Source organism: Clavibacter tessellarius, assembly GCF_001618005.1.
GTDB classification, from domain to species: Bacteria; Actinomycetota; Actinomycetes; order Actinomycetales; family Microbacteriaceae; genus Clavibacter; species Clavibacter tessellarius_A.
Genome location: NZ_LQXA01000024.1, coordinates 15,584 through 35,352, shown reverse-complemented (window position 1 = coordinate 35,352; position 19,769 = coordinate 15,584). Strand labels below are relative to the sequence as shown.

Genomic DNA, 19,769 nt, shown 5'->3' with positions numbered 1-19,769 from the left:
TCGGAGACGACCATGCCCCCCATCACCGCGCTCGCCGAGGCCCGCATCGAGCGGTTCGTCCGCGACCGGCTCGTGCCGAACATCCACCGCCGCCGGATGCCGCTCGACGTCCACGCGTGGGACGCGCCCGGCGAGCCCGTGCCGTTCGCGGAGGCGGTGCGGCAGGAGCTCCGGCCGTTCGCGGTCGGGACGCCGTGGAGCCGCGCCTGGGGCACCACGTGGTTCCACGTCACGGGCGTCGTGCCCGGGGACGCCGATGCGGAGGGCACCGCGCTCGAGGTGGTCGTCGACCTCGGCTTCAGCGACCGGCAGCCCGGCTTCCAGGCCGAGGGGCTCGTGCACCGGCCCGACGGCCGGGTCGTGAAGGCCATCGAGCCGTACAACGGGTACGTGCCGCTGGAGGCGATCGGGGCGGGCACGGCTCCCGGCACGCGCATCGACCTCTGGATCGAGGCGGCCTCGAACCCGGACATCGGCGGCGACTCCTTTCACGGCGAGACGCCGCTCGGCGATCCCGCCACCGCGGGCGACGAGCCGATCTACCGGTTGCGCACCATGGACCTCGTCTGGCGCGACGAGGCCGTGTGGGAGCTCGACCGCGACGTGTGGACGCTGCGCGGGCTGATGGCGGAGCTGGACCCGGCGTCGTCCCGCCGGGCGGAGATCCTCGCGGCCCTCGAGCGCATGTGCGACGCGGTGGATCCGGACGACGTGGCCGGCACCGCCTCCGCCGGCCGCGAGGAGCTCCGGGCCGTGCTCGCCTCGCCCGCCCACGCGAGCGCGCACCGCGTCACCGCCGTCGGCCACGCGCACATCGACTCCGCCTGGCTCTGGCCCGTGCGCGAGACCCGCCGCAAGGTCGCGCGCACCTTCTCCAACGTGCTCGCGCTCATGGACGAGGATCCCGACTTCGTGTTCGCCGCCTCCAGCGCGCAGCAGTACGCGTGGCTGAAGGAGGACCACCCGGAGCTGTTCGAGCGCCTGCGGCAGCGCGTCGCCGAGGGCCGGTTCGTGCCGGTGGGCGGCATGTGGGTCGAGTCCGACACCAACATGCCGGGCGGCGAGGCGCTCGTGCGCCAGCTGGTGCACGGCAAGCGCTTCTTCCTCGAGGAGTTCGGGATCGACTCCCGCGAGGTGTGGCTGCCGGACTCCTTCGGCTACACGGGCGCGCTGCCGCAGATCGTGCGGGGCGCCGGCGCCGAGTACTTCTTCACGCAGAAGCAGTCGTGGAACGAGACGAACACGATGCCGCACCACACCTTCCTCTGGGAGGGGATCGACGGGAGCCGCGTCTTCACGCACTTCCCGCCGGTGGACTCCTACAACTCCGACCTGTCCGGCGAGGACCTCGCGCGCGCCGAGCGCCAGCACGCGGAGAAGGCCGTGAGCAACGCGTCGATCGTGCCGTTCGGCTGGGGCGACGGCGGCGGCGGTCCGACGCGCGAGATGGTCGCGGCCGCCCGCCGCACGCACGACCTCGAGGGATCGCCGCGCGTGACGCTCGGCACGCCGCTGTCGTTCTTCGACGCGGCCCGGGCCTCGATCCGGGACCCGCACGTGTGGTCGGGCGAGATGTACCTCGAGTTCCACCGCGGCACCTACACCTCGCAGGCGCGCACGAAGCAGGGGAACCGGCGGAGCGAGCACCTCCTGAGGGAGGCGGAGCTCTGGCTCGCGACCGCGGCCGTCCGCGACCTCGTCGCGTACCCGCACGACGAGCTCGACGCGCTGTGGCGCACGGTGCTGCTGCTGCAGTTCCACGACATCCTGCCCGGGACCTCCATCGCGTGGGTGCACCAGGAGGCCGAGCGCGAGCACGCGCGCGTGCAGGGGCGGCTGCGGGAGCTGGTCGCGGAGGCCCAGGGTGCGCTCGCGGGATCGGGCGACCGGCGGATCGCCTTCAACGCGGCGCCGGTGGACGCGGACGGCGTCGGCGCGCTGGCGGCCGCCGTCGTGGTCGATGCCCCGCCTGCCGGGGCGCCCGTCCCCGACGCCGACGGCTGGGTCATCGACAACGGACTCGTCCGGGCCCGGTTCGCCGCCGACGGCACGGTCTCCTCGCTCGTCGACGCCGCGTCCGGCCGCGAGATCGTCGCCCCCGGCCAACGCCTCGGGCTCCTGCAGCTGTTCCGCGACACCCCCAACCAGTGGGACGCGTGGGACATCGACGACGCCTACCGCCGCAACCGCACCGACCTCACCGAGGTCGAGGCCGTGCGGATCGACGGCGCGGCCCTCGTGGTCGAGCGCGCGTTCGGCTCCTCTCGCGTCACGCAGACGTGGACGCTGCCGGTCGGCGAGCCCGAGCTCCAGGTCGTCACCGACGTGGACTGGCACGAGCGGCAGAAGCTCCTCAAGCTCGCGTTCCCGCTCGACGTGCACGCCGACCGCGCCGCCTCGGAGGTGCAGTTCGGGCACGTCCAGCGCGTGACGCACGCCAACACGTCCTGGGAGACCGCGCGCTTCGAGACGGTCGCGCACCGCTGGGTGCACGTGGGCGAGCCGGGCTTCGGGGTGGCGGTGGCCAACGACGCGACCTACGGGCACGATGTGACGCGCATACCCCGGCCCGACGGCGGCAGCGCGACCCTCGTGCGCCAGTCGCTGCTGCGGGCACCCGTGTTCCCCGACCCGCACGCCGACCAGGGCCGGCACGTGCTGCGCTCCGCGGTGCGGGTCGCGCCCGACGTGCTCGACGCGGCGGACGCGGGCTACCGGCTCAACCTCCCGGTGCGCGAGGTCGCGGGCGACCACGGCGTGGCGCCGCTCGTCACCTCGTCGAACGCGGCCGTCGTGATCGAGGCCGTGAAGCTCGCCGAGGACCGCTCGGGCGACCTCGTCGTGCGGCTCTACGAGGCGCGCGGCGGGCGGGAGTCGACCGTGGTGCGGGTGGATCCGTCGCTCGGCCTGGGCGCCGCCCGCCGCACCGACCTGCTCGAGCGCCCGCTCGACGGCGCCGGCGAGGACGCGGCGGGCGCGGCGATCGAGCTGACGCTCCTGCCGTTCCAGATCGCGACGCTCCGGATCGCGCGCCGCTAGCCCGGGGCCGACGCCCGGCGGGGCTGCCCGGTCAGCCGACCGGTGGCAGCCCCGCCGCCTCGCGGGCGACGCGCTCCGTCTCGGCGTGCTCGGCCCGCCAGAACGCGGCGCCCCCGTCGGGGAGGTTGCCGCTGTCGGCCCGGAGGCCCGCGGATCCGTCGACGAGCTCGCGGAGGACGTCCGCGTGCCCCGCGTGCCGGTTGAGCTCCGCGATGAGGTGCACGGCGATCCGGTGCACGGTCACCCGACCGGCCTCCCCCGGCCACCACGGCACCTGCCCGACGGAGTCGAGGGGCAGCGCGTGCAGCGTCGCCTCGGAGTGCGCGCCCACCCGCGCGGACAGGCCGAGGACGTCCGCGCGCGACTCCTCGGCGGTCGCCCGCATGTCGGCGTTCGGCGGCGCGTTCTCCTCCATCCACGGCAGCTGCTCGGGGAACGGCCGGCCGAAGACGAACCCGAGGTAGCCGGCCTCGACGCCCGCGGCGTGCTTCACGAGCCCGAGCAGGTTGGATCCCGTCGGCACGAGCGGACGCCGCACGTCGTGCTCCCCGAGCCCCTCGAGCTTCCAGACGAGGGCCTCGCGCGCGAGGCGGAGGTGGCGGACGAGGTCATCCCGGACGGCGTCGTCGCCGTGCTCGGACGGGCTCGCGGATGAAGGCTGCGCTGCGGTCATGCCGCGAGCATCCCAGGCACCTCCGACACGCGTCCAGGCCCCCGTCCGGCCGCAGCCCCGACCGGGATGCGCCCCGGACGGGGCACGCCCCGCGGCACGACCCGGGTCCGTCTGCCCGGGAGGATGGGAGGGGCCGACGACAGGCCCGGATCGGGAGGCCCGCATGACCGCCGACGACACGACCGCCGACGACGCCGATGCCGGCGCCGATGCGACCGCCACCCGCGACGACGCGACGCCCGCCGACCCGGGCCACGGCAAGCGCGCGCTCGCCCGCATCGGCGCCCGCGCCATCGCCGCCTGGATCGCCGAGGTCGTCACCCCGCGCCGTCGCCTGGTAACGCTCGGCGTCGGGCTGCTCGCGGGGGCCGCGATGGGCCTCCTGATCCACCCCGTGCTCGCCCGCGCCGACGGTCCGGGGACCGCTCTCCCCGGGGCGATCGTCCTCGGTGCGGTGCTCGGCGCCGCGGCGGTCGCGATCCCGCTCTCCATCTGGCTCGCGCGCGCCATCCGTCGCCACCCGTCGATCGTCGGGACGCATCCGGCCTGGCGCGACGCGGCGCTCCTCGACGGAGCCGTGGACGTGCGCGGCCGCGTGTCCCTCGCCCCGGGCACCGCCGAGCGGGTGTCCACGGAGTCCCGTCGGGCCATCGCGTCCGGATCCGCCCCGGTGCCCGGCGCGGTCATGCTCAGCCTCGCCGCGCTCGTCGGGCTCCCCGTGTACGCGGTCTCGGGAGACCCCGGACCCCTGCTCTGGTTCATCCCCGTCTACCTGTTGATGTCCGCCTCGACGCTGTGGACGCAGTCCCTCGCCGCCGGACGCATGGCCCTCCTCCGCGACGCCGCCGACGCCGAGCTCGCCCTCCCCGAGGACGAGCGCACGCGGGCCCCGCACGTCGATCCCCCGCACGGCAGCCGGCTCCCCTGACGGACCGCGCACCCAGACGGTTCCCTCGCGCGGGGAATACGGTGGTGGCCATGAAGGCGCTCCAGTACACCCGCATCGGATCCCACCCCGAGGTCGTCGAGATCGAGAAGCCGTCGCCCGCGCCGGGGCAGGTCCTGCTCCGCGTCACGGCCGCCGGCGTCTGCCACTCCGACGAGTACGTGATGGGCCTCTCGGAGGAGGAGTACCGCGCCGCCGGCTACCCGCTCCCCCTCACGCTCGGCCACGAGGGCGCCGGCGTCGTCGAGGAGCTGGGCGCGGGCGTCGAGCACCTCGCCGTCGGCGACGCGGTCGCCGTCTACGGCCCGTGGGGCTGCGGCCGCTGCCACGCGTGCGCCGAAGGCCGCGAGAACCACTGCCCGAACGCCGCGGCCGAAGGGATCCAGCCCCCCGGGCTCGGTGCTCCGGGTGCGATGGCCGAGTACATGATCGTCGACGACGCGCGCCACCTCGTGCCGCTCGGCGACCTCGACCCCGTCGAGAACGTGTCCCTCACCGACGCCGGCCTCACGCCGTACCACGCGATCAAGACGTCGCTCCCGAAGCTCGGCGCCGGCACGTTCGCGGTGGTCATCGGCACGGGCGGCCTCGGCCACGTCGGCATCCAGATCCTCCGAGCGCTCAGCGGCGCGACCGTCATCGCGCTCGACGTGAACGACGAGAAGCTGGAGCTCGCCCGCCACGTGGGCGCCCATCACACCGTCATCAGCGACGCCGATGCCGCCCACGGGATCCGCGCGATCACCGGCGGCCGTGGGGTCCAGGCCGTCTTCGACTTCGTCGGCGCGACCCCCACGATGGCCACCGCGCTCGACGTCGTCGAGGTCGGCGGCGACGTGACCATCGTCGGCATCGGCGGCGGCGCCGTCGAGGTCGGCTTCGGCCGCGTGGCCTTCGACGCCGCCATCCGCGTCCCCTACTGGGGCAGCCGCTCCGAGCTGATCGAGGTGCTCGACCTCGCGCGCTCCGGCCGGGTGTCGGTCGAGACGCAGCGGTACGCGCTCGACGACGGACCTGAGGCCTACGCGGCCCTCGCGGCGGGCACCGTGCGCGGCCGCGCGGTCATCGTCCCGTAGCCGCCCAGCAGACCGTAATCCCCGGCAGGACGGGGCCCTGTCCCCCCTCGACAGCGACACGCCGTGCGCGCTGTGAGTATCCATGGTGCGACGGGCGAGTCCCTATGGGAGTGTGAGTCCTGGTTGCCCCAGATCCCGGCGCCTGCGTCGTGTCCCGCACGACGACGACCGACAGCGGCTCGCCGAGGCGGCCCGCTCCACCTGGCCGAGAGGCCACGGACGAACGAGCTGACCATGACTGACACCACCGCAGCACCCCGCATCGTGCTGACCCGCCCGAAGCGCGGCGGCGGAGCCAACCCGACCACCGAGTACTCGGGCCTCCTCAACACCGTCCGCGACGCTGGCCTCCTCAATCGCCGCGTGGGCTTCTACGTCCTGATGTTCGCCGGCATCACCGTCGCGCTCGCCGGCCTCGGCGTCGGCTTCGTCCTCCTCGGCGACAGCTGGTTCCAGCTCCTCATCGCCGCGGGCCTCGGCATCGTCTTCACCCAGTTCGCCTTCCTCGCCCACGAGGCCTCGCACCGCCAGGTGTTCGCCTCCGGCAAGGCCAACGACATCGCGGGCCGCACGCTCGCCAACCTCTTCGTCGGCATCAGCTACTCCTGGTGGATGACGAAGCACTCGCGTCACCACGCGAACCCGAACGTCATGGGCAAGGACCCGGACATCGAGCGCGACGTCATCTCCTTCACGCAGGAGGACGCGGCCCGCGCCAAGGGCCTCTACGGTTGGTTCACGCGCCACCAGGGCTACGCGTTCTTCCCGATCCTCATGTTCGAGGGCCTCAACCTCCACGTCCACGGCTTCCGCACGGTGTTCGGTCGCGGCAAGGTCGACAAGCGCTGGCTCGAGATCTCGATGCTCTCCACGCGCATCATCGCGTACCTCGCCGTCGTCTTCTTCTTCCTGCCCGTCGGCATGGCGTTCGCCTTCGTGGGCGTGCAGCTCGCGGTCTTCGGCGTGTACATGGGCGCCTCGTTCGCCCCGAACCACAAGGGCATGCCCGTCCTGCCCAAGGACTCCAAGGTCGACTTCCTCCGCCGCCAGGTGCTCACGAGCCGCAACATCAAGAGCACGTGGCTCACCGACATCTACATGGGCGGCCTCAACTACCAGATCGAGCACCACCTCTTCCCGAACATGCCGCGGCCCGCGCTCAAGCGCGCCCAGGTCATCGCGAAGGAGTACTGCGCGACGCACAACATCCCGTACACGGAGACCACGCTGCTGGCCTCGTACGGCATCGTCATCGCCTACCTCAACCGCGTCGGCCTCTCGGCCGGCGGCGACCCGTTCGACTGCCCCGCATCGGCGGCCTTCGGACGCTGATCCCGCACCACCGCACCATCCGACGCCTCCCGCTCGCGCCGCCCCCCGGGCCGCGACCGGGAGGCGTCGTCGTATCCGAGCGGGTCGCCCGGAGCGGCGTCGGCGGGAGGCGCGGCTAGCGCTTGCCCCAGTCCCACGACGGCGAGCTGAGGAGCCCCTGGCCCCGCAGCACCGTCTCGCCGAGCGGCTTCTCCAGCACGAGCTCCCCCGCCTCCGCGTGCTCCGACACGGCCGCGGCCAGCCCCGGCGCATGCGTCACCACGAGGATCTGCACGTGGCGCGACGCCTCCGCGATGAGCTCGCCGAGGGCAGGGAGCAGATCCTGGTGGAGGCTCGTCTCCGGCTCGTTGAGCACCATGAGCTCGGGCGGCTCGGTCGTGAGCAGGGCGGCCGTGAGCATGAGCATCCGGAGCGTGCCGTCCGAGAGCTCCGCGGCGTCGAGCACGCGCAGGATGCCGGGCTGCCGGAGGCCGAGCGTGAGCACGCCGTCCTGTGAGCGCACCACGACGGTCGACCCGGGGAACGCCCGGTCGACCATGGCGTCGAGCGCATCCCCGCGGCCCCATTCGCGGATGGTCTGCACCGCGGCCGCGAGGTCGGATCCGTCGCTCGCGAGCACGGGCGTGCGCGTGCCGACGCGCGGCCGGCGGGCGGGCGCGTCGGCGTCGGTGCGGAGGTGGTCGTAGAAGCGCCAGCCGGTCATCCGCCGCCGCAGGATCATCGCCTCGGGGCTCGTGACCGCGTCGGCCACCTCGCTGAGCACGCTGAGGTGCGGCGGCACCAGGGCGGGCACGTGCGCCCACCCGTCGGCCTCGTCGCGGACGCGCACGTCCTGCCAGCGGCGCTCCAGCACCAGCGAGCGGTGCCGCGCGAGCGGTCCGTTGAAGATCAGCTCGCGCTTGATCTCGGGGTCGCGGCCGAACATGGTCGCCGGAAGCGCCCGCGGATCCCGCTGCGGGATGCCGAGGTCGACGAGGTAGCCCAGCTCGTCCCCGGCGAAGCCCAGCCGCAGCGCGATGGGCCCCTTGCGCGTCATGCCCTGCACCGGGTGCTCGCCGTCGCGCACGGCGCGCGAGAAGCCCTCGGGGCCCGCCCACAGCACCGCCTCGAGCCCGCCCTCGCGGGCGAGCGCGCCGACCGCCCCGCCCTGCGCCATGTCGGCGATGAGGCGGAGCGCGCGGTAGACGTTGGACTTGCCGCTGCCGTTGGCACCCGTGACGACGTCGAGCCCGGTGAGCGGCAGCACCAGGTCCCGGACGGAGCGGTAGCCGGAGACGGCGAGGGTGCGGATCATGGCCCGACCCTCCCACGAGCCGCCGACAGGCGCATCGGGGATCGAGTCAGGAGTCCCGCGGCACGCGCACGGTGAGGCCGCCGGGCAGCACCTGGATCTTGAAGCCGATGGCGCGACCGAACGGGTCGCCGTCGAGCTCGATGTCCTCCTCCTTCTCAAGGCGGACCACCACCTCCTCGGCGGTGCGGTACTCGAGCGCGCGCACCTCCTTCTCGGGGCCCATCAGGCGGCGGCCCGCGGCGGTGCGGCGGACGACGCCGTTCTCCCACGCGACCTTGACCCAGATCTGGATCCAGCCGAACAGCCCCTCGGGGCGCATGAGCACCACGTCGAGGATGCCGTCGTCGACCGCGGCGTCCGGCAGCAGCAGGATGTTGGCCGGCAGCGACCCGCAGTTGCCGACGATGAGCGTGTGCGCGCGGCGGCGGTGCGTGCTGCGGCCGTCGAGGCGGTAGCGCAGGCGGAGCTGGTCGCGGTCGCGCAGGGCCTTGAAGATCGCGTCGACGTAGGCGAGCCAGCCGACCCTCTTCTTCAGCTCGGAGTCGGTGTTGGCGAGCATCTTCGCGTCGATGCCGACGCCCGCCATCACGACGAACACGTGCTTGTCCCGGCTCTCGTCCTCGCGCAGGATCTCGATGGCCGCGAGGTCGACCCTCCGGTCGTGGCCGGAGAACGCGGCCTCGAGCGAGTGGTCGACGTCGTTGAGCGTGAGCTTGAGGTTGCGCGCGAGCAGGTTGCCCGTGCCGGACGGCAGGAGGCCGAGCGAGACGCCGGATCCGGACATCCCCTCGGCGACCGCGCGGACCGTGCCGTCACCGCCGGCGGCGATGACCATGTCGACGTCGTGCGAGAGGGCGTCCTGCGCGGCGCCCTTGCCCGGGTCGTCCTCGCTGGTCTCGAACCAGAGGGTCTCCTCCCAGCCCGCGACGCCGGCCGCGTGGGCGACCTTGGCCTTCAGGGACGCCAGGTCGACCTTGATGGGGTTGTAGACGACGGCGGCGCGTCGGCCCGGCCCGTCGGTGGCGGCGGGCGCGGGAGCGGAGGCGGGGGTGGAGGTCGTCATCATGGTCACCCTACCGACGCGCGGACCGCACGAGGGGTCCGCGGTGCCCCCGCGGACGCCGGCTGTCCCGCAGACGACGATGCCGACCCGCGCGCGGGGCGCGGGTCGGCATCGTCGTCACGGACAGGGCATCAGGAGCGACGCGCCTCGTCCTCGTCGCCGAGGGGCTCGCGCGTCGCGGCCTCCTCGGGATCGACCGGGTCGAGCGACAGCTGGAAGTGGTCGCCGTGCTGCTCCACGCCGTTCACGACCGCGTCGCGCATCATCTCGACCGCGACCTGGCGGCGCACGATGAGCGGATCCGTGCGCAGCTCCTTCCAGAGCGCGTAGCAGGCGACGAGCATCACGAGCACGAACGGCAGCGAGGCCACGACCGTGAGGTTCTGCAGACCCGTGAGGGCCTCCGTGCCTCCCCCGCCGATGGCGAGCATGATCGCGGCGACCGCGCCCATGACGACGCCCCAGAAGACGACGACCTTGCGGCTCGGGTGCAGCGCGCCCCGCTGGGACAGCGTCCCCATCACGATGGACGCGCTGTCGGCGCCGGACACGAAGAAGATGCCGACGAGCACCATCACGAGGACGGTGCTGACGCTCGCGAGCGGGTAGTGGTTGAGCAGCTGGAACAGCGTGTTGTCGCTGACGACGGCGCCGTCGACGGTCATGTCGCCGTCGGTCTGCTGCGCGTGGATCGCCGAGCCGCCGAAGATCGAGAACCAGATGAGGGCCACGATGCTCGGCGCGAGGAGCACGCCGACCACGAACTCGCGGATGGTGCGACCGCGGCTGATGCGCGCGATGAACATGCCGACGAACGGCGTCCACGAGATCCACCACGCCCAGTAGAAGACGCTCCAGCTGGCGAGCCAGGAGCTCATCTCGTCGCCGCCGGTGGCCGCCGTGCGCGACGCCATCTCGGTCATGTCGCCGAGGTACGCGCCGAGGGTGGCGGGGATGAGGTTGAGGATGAGGAGCGTCGGGCCGACGACGAACACGAACACGGCGAGCACGACGGCCAGCACCATGTTGATGTTGGACAGCCACTGGATGCCGCGGGCGATGCCCGAGACGGCCGAGAAGATGAACGCGATCGTGAGCACCACGATGATGCCGATCAGCAGCGGGGCCGTGGCCTCCGGCACCCAGCCGTTGAACTCGAGGCCCGCGCCGATCTGCGTGGCGCCGATGCCGAGCGACGCCGCCGAGCCGAAGAGCGTGGCGAAGATCGCGAGCATGTCGATGACGCGTCCGGCCCAGCCCTCGGTGCGCTTGGTGCCGAGCAGGGGCTGGAAGATGGAGGAGAAGAGCTGCTTGCGGCCCTTGCGGAACGTGCCGTAGCCGATCGCGATGCCGGCGACCGCGTAGATGGCCCAGGGGTGGAGGCCCCAGTGGAACATGGCGGTGGCCATGGCGGTGCGGATGGCCGCCTCCGACTCCGGCTGCGTGGTGCCGGGCGGCGGTGTGACGAAGTGGCTGAGCGGCTCGGCGGCGCCGAAGAACATCAGGCCGATGCCCATGCCCGCACTGAACATCATGGCGATCCAGGAGACCGTCTTGAACTGCGGCTTCTCGTCGTCGGCGCCCAGCTTGATGCGGCCGTAGCGGCTGGCGGCGAGCCACAGGACGAAGATCACGAAGAAGCTCGCGGCGAGCACGAAGAGCCAGCCGGTCTTCTCGATGACCCAGCTCTGCGCCGCGCCCGAGATGGAGGCGAGGCCGTCGGTGCTCACGATGCCCCAGACGACGAAGCCGACCGCGAGGACCGCCGTGACGCCGAAGACGAGCCTGTCGATCTTCGGGTGCTCGGGCTCGTAGAGGTCGACGGATCCGGTGAACCTGGCCTCGAGGAGGCGGTGGTCGGAGTGGTCGCGACGAGGTGGCCGGGTGCCGTCGGGGTTCTTCCGTCGCTTGGGCACGAGACGGTCGAGGAGGCGTTCTGCGGACGTGCGCGTGGAGGTCATGGAGGGGATGGGCTCCTGTGGGCTCGGGTGCGTGGGGCGTCGGCCGAGGGGGTCCCCCGATCGACCGGCCGAGTCTAGGCGGAGGGCACGCGATCGGTCGATTCGCGATCCGACCTTGCCATCGGCTATGGAGAGGGCTAGTGGGCGGTCGGCGCGGCGTCCGGCCCCGGGGACGCGGGCAGGATCGCGACGGCGCGCGTGCCGTGGCCGAGCCGGCTCGCGATCCGGAGCGTCCCGCCGTGCGCGGTGACGGTCCGCTCGGCGATCGAGAGGCCGAGCCCGAGGCCGGGGACGGCGCCGTCGCGCGCGGACTGCGCGCGGAAGAACCGGTCGACGACGTGGCGCTGGTCCTCCTCGCTGATGCCGATGCCCGTGTCGGCCACGGCGACCGCGGCGTCGGCGCCCGTGCGCTCGAGCGTGACGTCCACCCGCCCCGACGGCGTGTAGGTGAGGGCGTTGGAGACGAGCGCCTCCACGACCTGCGCGAGGCGGCCGGCGTCGCCGTCGACCACGATGCCCGGCTCGATGCGGGACGCGAGCGCGAGCCCCCGCTCCTCGGCGCGGCCGACCGCCGCGTCGACGGCGGCCTGGACGAGGGCGGACAGGTCGACGGGCCCGCGCACGAGGGCGGGAGCGTGGTCGGCGCCCGCGAGGAGCGATCCGATGATGGTCGAGAGCTGGTCGACGTTCCGCTGGATCACCGCGAGCTCGGCCTCGATGCCGAGCTCCGCGGGATCGTGCAGCTCGCCGAGCAGGTCGAGGTAGCCGACGATCGAGGTCAGCGGCGTCCGCAGCTCGTGCGAGACGGTGGCGAGGAACTCGTCGCGCACCTGCACGGCCTGCGCCAGGTCGGTCACGTCGTAGGCGCCGAGCACGGTGCCCGACAGGCGCCCGTCGCGGCGGCCGATGGCGCGCACCGAGAGGACGAGGGCGCGCTGGTTGCCCGGCTCCCCCACCCAGTAGACGGGACCGTGCACCTTGTCGGCGTAGAGGGCCTCCATGAGCACGCGGCCGTCACGCGCGACGGGCGTGACGCGGTCGGATCCGTAGACGTGGCCGGCCATGCCCGTCACGTGGTCGTAGCCCGCGAGGTCGAGCAGCGAGCGGACGGCGGCGTTGCGGACGACGGGGCGGTCGTCGGCGTCGAAGAAGACGATGCCGACGTCGACCGCGTCCGCCACGTCGCGGATCATCGCCGTCTGCTCGCGGGACTCGTCGAGGAGGCGCGCCTGGGTCTCCGTCGCCTCCGCGAGGTCGCGGCGCGACCGGCGCTGGATGGCCGCCGCCTGCGCCGCAGCCCCGACCAGGAGCGCGGTGAGGAGGGGAGTGCCCACGAAGTCGGCCCACCCGGCCGGGGTGCCCGGCAGCCCGCCGTCGCGCACGAGCGGCAGCGCCGAGATGGCCACGGCCCCGCCGACCGCGACCCACACGCCGCCCGACGGGAACGCGAACACGAGCCAGAGGAGGGGGAAGATCACCAGCAGGGCGGCGGACGGGATCGACGCGGCCGTCGCGTCGCGGATGACGGCGACCGCGAGCAGGTCGATGGCCGGCACGACGATGAGGAGCCGCGCGGGCAGCGCCCCCACGAGGTGCAGCGCCGCGAGGACGGTCGCGATGCCCACGGCGGCGAGGGCGCCGAGGTAGCCGGGATCGCGTTCGATGCGCGGCTCGACCACGGCGACGATGACCGCGACGATGGCGCAGCTCACGAGGAACGGCAGCTGCGCGCGGGAGAACCCGGGAGCGCGCACGTCGGCGCCGCCGGTCCGGGTCGCGTCGGGAGAGACCATGCGCTGTCCTCCCGTACCCGCCGTCGGAGGACGCCGTCGCCCGAGCCTAGACCGGAGGGGCCCGCGGCGGATCCGCACGAGCACGGGGATCCGGCCGCTTGAGCGAAAGCCGGGCCGGGCTTGCGGCAAAGCTCGGGGTCTCTTGCGCATTGCCAGCGGGTGGCTTGAGGCCGGCCCGTCAGAGTGGAGCACGTCGAAGGAACACCGGTCGGCACCACGAGGACGCAGTCACAGCGGCCCGATCGGACCGGAGACGACCGGCGGGACACCCACCCGCCGCCTCCCCCACAGCTTGCGCGGCACGCCGCGCACGAGAACAGGAACATCCCATGAACAAGATCGTCTCGAGCGCCGTCGCCGGTGCCGCCGGAATCGTCCTCCTCCTCGGCGGCGCGGGCAGCTTCGCGCTGTGGAACGCCAACGCCACGGTCGCCGCCTCCAGCGTCTCGTCGGGCAACCTGGCCCTCTCGGCCGACACCGCGGGCGTCTGGACCGACATCACCAACGGCGGCAGCAAGGTCATCGACCCGGCCACGTACCGCATCGTCCCCGGCAACGTCCTCCAGTACACGAGCGCCCTCACGGTCACCGCGACCGGCGACTCGCTCTCCGCCGACCTCACCTACGACCCCATGTCCATCTCGGGCGACGCCGCGCTCAAGCAGGCCGTCACCACGAAGCTGGCCGTCACGTCGACCGACGCGAGCATCACCCCCGGCACCGCCGCGAACACCTTCACGGTCAAGCCCTCCACGACCGCCTCCAAGGTGAACGTGGTCCTCACGGTCTCGTTCCCCTCCTCCGCGACCACGGGCCAGAACGGCACGCTCTCCTTCGACAAGCTGGCGTTCACGCTCACGCAGCGCACCGTCTAGCCCCCGACTCCCCTCTCCGCGGTGACGTCACCCGCGGGGAGGGGGCTCCACCCGGGCGCGGCCGTACCCGACGGCCGCGCCCCGCAGCACCGCATCCCCCGCATCACCGCAGCACCGCACCGCCGGACGACGACCAGGAACGAGGACGACATGAGCAGGAAGCGCGCATCCGCCCCGCGTCCCGCCCACGGCCGTCGCTCCGCCCGCCCCTCGCGCGTCAGCCCCCTCCGCGCCGCCTGGCTCACCACCGGCCTCCTCACCGCCGTCGTCGTCGCCTCCCTCGCCGCCACCGGCGGCAGCTACGCCCTCTGGAACGGCGCGGCGAGCGCCCACCCGTCGAGCGTCACGAGCGGATCGAGCGGCCTCGTCATCACCCAGCAGACCGCCCTCGACGCGACGCAGCTCCTCCCCGGCCAGGGCACCGTCGGCGCCTTCACCGCGAAGAACACCGGCACGGTAGCCTTGGACGTGGCCATCTCCACGCGAGGCACCTCGTCGAACAGCGCCTTCCCCGGCGAGCTGTCGCTGCGCCTCGGACCGGTCGCGTCCGTCGCCGACTGCGTGCACGGCGCCACGACCTTCTCCGGCCGTCCCGGCGCGCTGCACACGCCCAGCGGGTTCGTCCGCATCCAGCCCGGCGCCTCCTCCATCGTCTGCACCGAGGTCGTCCTCGACAAGGACGCGCCGCAGTCCGTGCAGGGATCCACCGCCCAGCTCGCGTTCGACGTCACGGGCACGCAGGTCGCCCCGTGAGCCGCGCTCGCACGCGTCGGCCCGTCAGCCGCCTGCACGCCGCCCTCCTGGTCGGCGTCACCGTCGTCCTCCTGGGCAGCGGCGGCACCGCCGTCCACGCGCTCTGGGCCTCCAGCGTCACGGCGTCGTCCACCGTCCACGCCGCCACCGTGTCCGTCACGAGCACGGGCTTCGACCAGCTCTCCGGAGCGGTGAGCTCGAGCAGCCCGAGCCGCACCGCCACGGTCGTCGTGAAGAACACGGGCAGCGTCCAGAGCCCGTGGACCGGCACCGTCTCGGCCTCCGCCTCCTCGGGCGCCGACCGCACGCTCGCCGGCGGCACGAAGGTCGTCGCATGGAGCACCACCGCATCGAGCTGCTCCGCCACCAGCTCCGTCGGCTCCGGCTCCGTGTCCGGCACCTGGGCCGCCCCGCCCACGATCTCCGGGACGCTCGCCGGCGGAGCGCACTCCACGTGGTGCGTGCGCACGACCGCGTCGGGCTTCCCCACGAGCGGATCCGCCGCCGTCACGGGCACGCTCGGCGTGGTCCTCGGCTCCGGCACCTGGACGGGACGCGCGTCCACCTCGGCCACGCAGACCGCCGCCGGCCCGGCCGTCACGGGCGGGTTCGCCTGCACCCCGCAGGACGGCAACTGGTACGTCGTCGTCGGCTGGGACACGTCGGTCGCCTCCCTCGACTCCAACTACAACGTGATGGTCAACGGCACCCGCATCGCCACCTCGAACGGCTACTACGGCAAGGCGTCCATCAGCGGCTCCGAGGTGCCCCCCACCCTCGCGGCCGACGGGACCGTCCACGTCTCCGTCGACCTCCTCGACGCGAACAACCAGGTCGTGCGCCAGGTCGCCGACGGCACCGTCGTCGCCTTCACGCAGAGCAACGCGCGCAGCTTCCGCTGCTCCTGATCCCCGCCCCGACACGGACCACACGCACATGCCCCGCATCCTCCCCCGCCGTCGCGTCGACGGACGGCACGCGGTCGCCGGCGCCCGACCCGCCGACGACCTGGCCCCGGTCGAGCTGGAGGAGGGCACGACGCCGCGTCGCGCTCTCCCCCGGCTGCTGCGATCGGCAGCCGTGGGGGTCAGCGTCGGGATCCTGCTGCTCGTCATCGCGCTCGCGGGCGTGCTGCTCGTGGTGCCGAAGGTCTCGGGAGCCGTGCCGCTCACGATCCTCACGCAGTCGATGGAGCCGCGCCTCCCCCCGGGCACCCTCATCGTGGTGCGGCCGGTCGACACGGACGCGCTGGAGGTGGGCGATGTGGCGACCTACCAGATCCGGTCCGGCGATCCCGCGGTCATCACGCACCGCATCGCCGCCATCTCCTCCGCCTCCGACGGCACGCGCTCCTTCACCTTCAAGGGCGACAACAACGCATCGCCCGACTCGCTGCCGGTCACGCCGGCGCAGATCCAGGGCGAGCTCTGGTACTCGGTGCCGCTCGTGGGCTGGGCGAACCAGGCGGTCAACGGGCAGGCCCGCAGCTGGATCATCCCGGCCGCCGCGGTCGCGCTCCTCGCCTACTCCGGCGTCACCATCACGGTCGCGGCCGTGCAGACGCGACGGAGGCGCCGGGCGTCGGCCGCGGCCGACGTGAGGGCCGAGGGCGACCACGTGCACTCCGACGCGATGTCCGAGGGCGTCGCCGCGGCGGCGCTCGCCGACCCGTCGCACCCGGGCGTCGACGCGCCCGCCCCGGCCGGCGCGGCGCAGCGCCCGCGCGGTCGCCACCGCGGCTAATCAGACGAAGCGGTTCTCGGGCCCCTCGTCGAAGAGGAGGACCGGCCGGCCGGCCTCCTCACGCTCGACCACCAGCATCCAGTTCCGTCCGGAGGGCAGGCGTCCGCGCCGCAGCTTCGCCGGCGACGGGACCCGCTCGAGGACGCCGTCGGGGAGCGGGCAACCGACGCCCCGGGTCTCCGGGAGATGCGCGCCGGAGCACCACGCGATGCGCCACGCGCACCCCAGGGCCAGCCGGGCCGCCACCTCGTCGCGCGACAGCGCGTCGTGCGGTCCGTGTCCCATGCGCCGAGCCTGGTGGTGCGAGCGGTCCCGGCGGGCGATCGCTCCCCATGCCGGACGGACGACGGCCCGGCCGCTCCCTGCGAGGGGATCGGCCGGGCCGAGAGTCGCGACGCCGCGGGTCAGCGCCCGGAGCGCCGCTTGCTGTAGACGTCGAAGGCGACCGCGAGGAGCAGCACCAGGCCCTTGATGACCTGCTGCCACGCCGCGTCGACCGACAGGATCGACAGGCCCTGGTTGAGCACGCCCATCACGAGGCCGCCGATGACCGCGCCGACCACCGTGCCGACGCCGCCCTGCACGGCCGCGCCGCCGATGAACACCGCGGCGATGGCGTCGAGCTCGAAGCTCTGGCCGGCCGAGGCCACCGCGGATCCGGCGCGCGCCGTGCTGACGACGCCCGCGAGCCCGGCGAGAAGGCCCATGTTCACGAAGATGAAGAAGTTGACCCACTGCGTCTTGACGCCGGACATCATCGCCGCGAACAGGTTGCCGCCCATCGCGTACACGTGCCGCCCGAACACCGTCCGGGTCAGGAGGAACGAGTACAGCAGCACGAGCGTCGCCAGGATGATGAGGATGATCGGCGTCCCGCGGTTGTAGGCCAGCAGGTAGCAGAGGTACATGATCGCGAACACGGCGATGGCGGTGCGGATCCAGAAGGAGATCGCCCGCTCGCGCGGCAGCTCGAGCTTGCGGAGCGTCGCGCGGGTGCGCAGCTGCTGCACCACGAGCGCGATCGACACGAGCGCGCCGATGCCGAGCGTGATGAGGTCGGGCGCGCCCGTGGTCGGCAGGTTGCCGGAGCCGATGGAGTTGAACTCGGCAGGCAGGCCCGAGATCGTGCCGCCCGTGAGGAGCACGAGCGCGACACCGCGGAACACGAGCATGCCCGCGAGCGTGACGATGAACGCCGGGATCCCCACGAACGCCACCCAGAAGCCCTGCCACGCGCCGATCAGCGCGCCGACCACGAGCGACAGCACCACCGCGGTCCCCCACGGCAGGCCCCACTCGTTCATGCTGAGCGCGGCCACGGCGCCGACGGTCGCGACGACCGAGCCCACCGACAGGTCGATGTGGCCCGCGATGATCACGATGACCATGCCCATCGCGAGGATCAGCACGTACGCGTTCTGCTGGATGAGGTTCGCGACGTTGCCCGGGTACAGCAGCCGCCCCTCGGTGAGGATCTGGAACAGCAGGATGATGACGGCCAGCGCCGCGAGGATCCCGTACTGACGGAGGTCGATGCGCCGGCGCGGGCGCTTCTTCACCCCGTCCGGCGTGGGGACGTTCGGCGAGGTGGCCTGCTCGGGCATGACGGTCACTGGTCGACTCCTGACTTCCGGCTGGCGGTCATGTGCCGCATCAGCTCCTCCTGGGTCGCGTCGGCCCGGGTGACCTCCGCGGTGAGCCGCCCCTCCGCGATCGTGTAGATCCGGTCGGAGAGGCCGATGAGCTCCGGCAGCTCGGAGGAGATGACGATGACCGCCTTCCCCTCGGCCGCGAGCTGGTTGATGATGCCGTAGATCTCGTACTTCGCCCCCACGTCGATGCCGCGCGTGGGCTCGTCGAGGATGAGGACGTCGGGACCCGAGTAGATCCACTTGCTGAGGACGACCTTCTGCTGGTTGCCGCCGGACAGCTTGCCGACCACCCCCGAGACGTCGGGCGTCTTGATGTTCATGCGCTTGCGGTAGTCGTCCGCGACCGCGTACTCGCGGTGCCGGTCGATGACGCCGAGCCGCACCAGCTTGGAGAGCGCCGCGGCCGAGACGTTCACCGTGATGCTGCCGATGAGGTTCAGCCCGTAGCGCTTGCGGTCCTCGGTCGCGTAGGCGATGCCGTTGCGGATCGCCTCGCTCACGGTCCGGGTGCGGATCTCCTTCCCGTCCTTGTAGATCCGGCCGGTGATGCCGGTGCCGTACGAGCGCCCGAAGATGCTCATGGCGAGCTCGGTGCGGCCCGCGCCCATGAGGCCGGCGAACCCGACGACCTCGCCCGCGCGGACCGTGAACGACGCGTCGTCGACGACGACGCGGTCGACGTCCACCGGGTGGTGAACGGTCCAGTTCTCCACCCGCAGCTTCTCCGCGCCGATGTGCGGGTCGCGCGGCGGGAACTGCGCGTCGAGCGGGCGGCCCACCATCGCGCGGATGATGCGCGTCTCGATGTCGTCGGAGTCCGTCACCGGGAACGACTCGATCGTCCTCCCATCGCGGATCACGGTGACGTCGTCGGCGATCGCCCGGATCTCGTTGAGCTTGTGGCTGATGATGATGCTCGTGATGCCCTGGTCGCGCAGCTGGCCGATGAGGCCGAGCAGGTGCGCCGAGTCGTCGTCGTTGAGCGCGGCGGTCGGCTCGTCGAGGATCAGCAGCTTCACCTCCTTGGAGAGCGCCTTCGCGATCTCCACGAGCTGCTGCTTGCCGACGCCCAGCTCGAGCACGCGCGTCGCCGGGTTCTCGTCGAGCCCCACGCGCCTCAGCAGCTGGACCGCCTCGAGGTTGGTGCGGTTCCAGTCGATGACCCCGCCGCGCGACATCTCGTTGCCGAGGAAGATGTTCTCCGCGATGGAGAGGTAGGGGCTGAGCGCGAGCTCCTGGTGGATGATCACCACGCCGTCGCGCTCGCTGTCGTTGATGGATCCGTACCGGACCTCGCGGCCGTCGATCGTGATGGTGCCCTCGTACGAGCCGTGCGGGTAGACGCCGCTGAGCACCTTCATCAGCGTCGACTTGCCCGCGCCGTTCTCGCCGCAGATCGCGTGCACCTGGCCGCGGCGCACGGTGACGTCCACGCCGTCGAGCGCGCGGACGCCGGTGAACTCCTTGACGATGCCGGTCATCTGGAGGATGACGTTGTTCATTCCTGGCTCCTGGTTCCCGTTCGGGTCGGTGGCGCGCGCCGGGAGGCGGGCGCCGGGTGGAGACGGT

The 19,769-nt window shown here is 72.9% G+C and carries 16 protein-coding genes; 8 read left to right on the top strand and 8 right to left on the bottom strand.

Annotated features, from left to right (window positions below; translation table 11 throughout):
• The first annotated feature begins 12 nt into the window (after positions 1-12).
• Positions 13-3,039: an alpha-mannosidase gene (locus tag AWH51_RS06135; protein ID WP_063071219.1), complete on the top strand. Its 3,027-nt coding sequence runs from the start codon at positions 13-15 to the stop codon at positions 3,037-3,039.
• 31 nt (positions 3,040-3,070) lie between these two features.
• Here the strand turns inward: AWH51_RS06135 and AWH51_RS06130 are convergent, their stop codons facing one another.
• Complete coding sequence (locus AWH51_RS06130; protein WP_063071218.1) at positions 3,071-3,712, bottom strand: DinB family protein; 642 nt, start codon at positions 3,710-3,712, stop codon at positions 3,071-3,073.
• Positions 3,713-3,875: 163 nt separating this feature from the next.
• Here AWH51_RS06130 and AWH51_RS06125 point away from each other — a divergent pair, with 163 nt between their 5' ends.
• The 3 genes from AWH51_RS06125 (at position 3,876) to AWH51_RS06115 (ending at position 7,066) form a co-directional block, all read left to right on the top strand.
• Positions 3,876-4,640, top strand: a complete 765-nt coding sequence (locus AWH51_RS06125) for a hypothetical protein (protein ID WP_063071217.1) — start codon at positions 3,876-3,878, stop codon at positions 4,638-4,640.
• A gap of 50 nt (positions 4,641-4,690) precedes the next feature.
• Positions 4,691-5,734, top strand: coding sequence for an NAD(P)-dependent alcohol dehydrogenase (locus tag AWH51_RS06120; RefSeq protein WP_063071216.1), 1,044 nt, complete (start codon positions 4,691-4,693; stop codon positions 5,732-5,734).
• Positions 5,735-5,968: 234 nt separating this feature from the next.
• A complete protein-coding gene (locus AWH51_RS06115; protein WP_063071215.1) occupies positions 5,969-7,066 on the top strand; it encodes a fatty acid desaturase family protein in 1,098 nt (365 codons plus the stop codon).
• A gap of 115 nt (positions 7,067-7,181) precedes the next feature.
• Here AWH51_RS06115 and AWH51_RS06110 read toward each other — a convergent pair whose 3' ends face one another.
• From AWH51_RS06110 to AWH51_RS06095, 4 genes are all read right to left on the bottom strand, one after another.
• Complete coding sequence (locus AWH51_RS06110) at positions 7,182-8,360, bottom strand: AAA family ATPase (RefSeq protein ID WP_063071214.1); 1,179 nt, start codon at positions 8,358-8,360, stop codon at positions 7,182-7,184.
• A gap of 46 nt (positions 8,361-8,406) precedes the next feature.
• Positions 8,407-9,423: a diacylglycerol/lipid kinase family protein gene (locus AWH51_RS06105; protein ID WP_063071249.1), complete on the bottom strand. Its 1,017-nt coding sequence runs from the start codon at positions 9,421-9,423 to the stop codon at positions 8,407-8,409.
• Between the two features lie 131 nt (positions 9,424-9,554).
• Positions 9,555-11,384 carry a BCCT family transporter gene (locus AWH51_RS06100; RefSeq protein ID WP_063071213.1) on the bottom strand — a complete coding sequence of 610 codons (1,830 nt, stop codon included), beginning with the start codon at positions 11,382-11,384 and terminating at the stop codon, positions 9,555-9,557.
• A gap of 137 nt (positions 11,385-11,521) precedes the next feature.
• Positions 11,522-13,177 carry a sensor histidine kinase gene (locus AWH51_RS06095; protein WP_063071212.1) on the bottom strand — a complete coding sequence of 552 codons (1,656 nt, stop codon included), beginning with the start codon at positions 13,175-13,177 and terminating at the stop codon, positions 11,522-11,524.
• A 329-nt stretch (positions 13,178-13,506) separates the two neighbouring features.
• Between AWH51_RS06095 and AWH51_RS06090 the strand changes: the two genes are divergently transcribed.
• The 4 genes from AWH51_RS06090 (at position 13,507) to AWH51_RS06075 (ending at position 16,548) form a co-directional block, all read left to right on the top strand.
• A complete protein-coding gene (locus tag AWH51_RS06090; RefSeq protein ID WP_063071211.1) occupies positions 13,507-14,052 on the top strand; it encodes an alternate-type signal peptide domain-containing protein in 546 nt (181 codons plus the stop codon).
• A gap of 150 nt (positions 14,053-14,202) precedes the next feature.
• Positions 14,203-14,805, top strand: coding sequence for a TasA family protein (locus tag AWH51_RS06085; protein WP_063071210.1), 603 nt, complete (start codon positions 14,203-14,205; stop codon positions 14,803-14,805).
• Positions 14,802-15,713 carry a hypothetical protein gene (locus tag AWH51_RS06080; protein WP_063071209.1) on the top strand — a complete coding sequence of 304 codons (912 nt, stop codon included), beginning with the start codon at positions 14,802-14,804 and terminating at the stop codon, positions 15,711-15,713. The genes AWH51_RS06085 and AWH51_RS06080 overlap by 4 nt, the downstream gene beginning before the upstream one ends.
• A gap of 28 nt (positions 15,714-15,741) precedes the next feature.
• Positions 15,742-16,548: a signal peptidase I gene (locus tag AWH51_RS06075; protein ID WP_063071208.1), complete on the top strand. Its 807-nt coding sequence runs from the start codon at positions 15,742-15,744 to the stop codon at positions 16,546-16,548.
• Here the strand turns inward: AWH51_RS06075 and AWH51_RS06070 are convergent, their stop codons facing one another.
• The 3 genes from AWH51_RS06070 to mmsA form a co-directional block, all read right to left on the bottom strand.
• A complete protein-coding gene (locus AWH51_RS06070; RefSeq protein ID WP_063071207.1) occupies positions 16,549-16,833 on the bottom strand; it encodes a hypothetical protein in 285 nt (94 codons plus the stop codon).
• Between the two features lie 119 nt (positions 16,834-16,952).
• Positions 16,953-18,161, bottom strand: a complete 1,209-nt coding sequence (gene mmsB, locus AWH51_RS06065) for a multiple monosaccharide ABC transporter permease (RefSeq protein WP_063071206.1) — start codon at positions 18,159-18,161, stop codon at positions 16,953-16,955.
• A complete protein-coding gene (gene mmsA / locus AWH51_RS06060; RefSeq protein ID WP_063071205.1) occupies positions 18,158-19,702 on the bottom strand; it encodes a multiple monosaccharide ABC transporter ATP-binding protein in 1,545 nt (514 codons plus the stop codon). The genes mmsB and mmsA overlap by 4 nt, the downstream gene beginning before the upstream one ends.
• Positions 19,703-19,769: the final 67 nt, after the last annotated feature.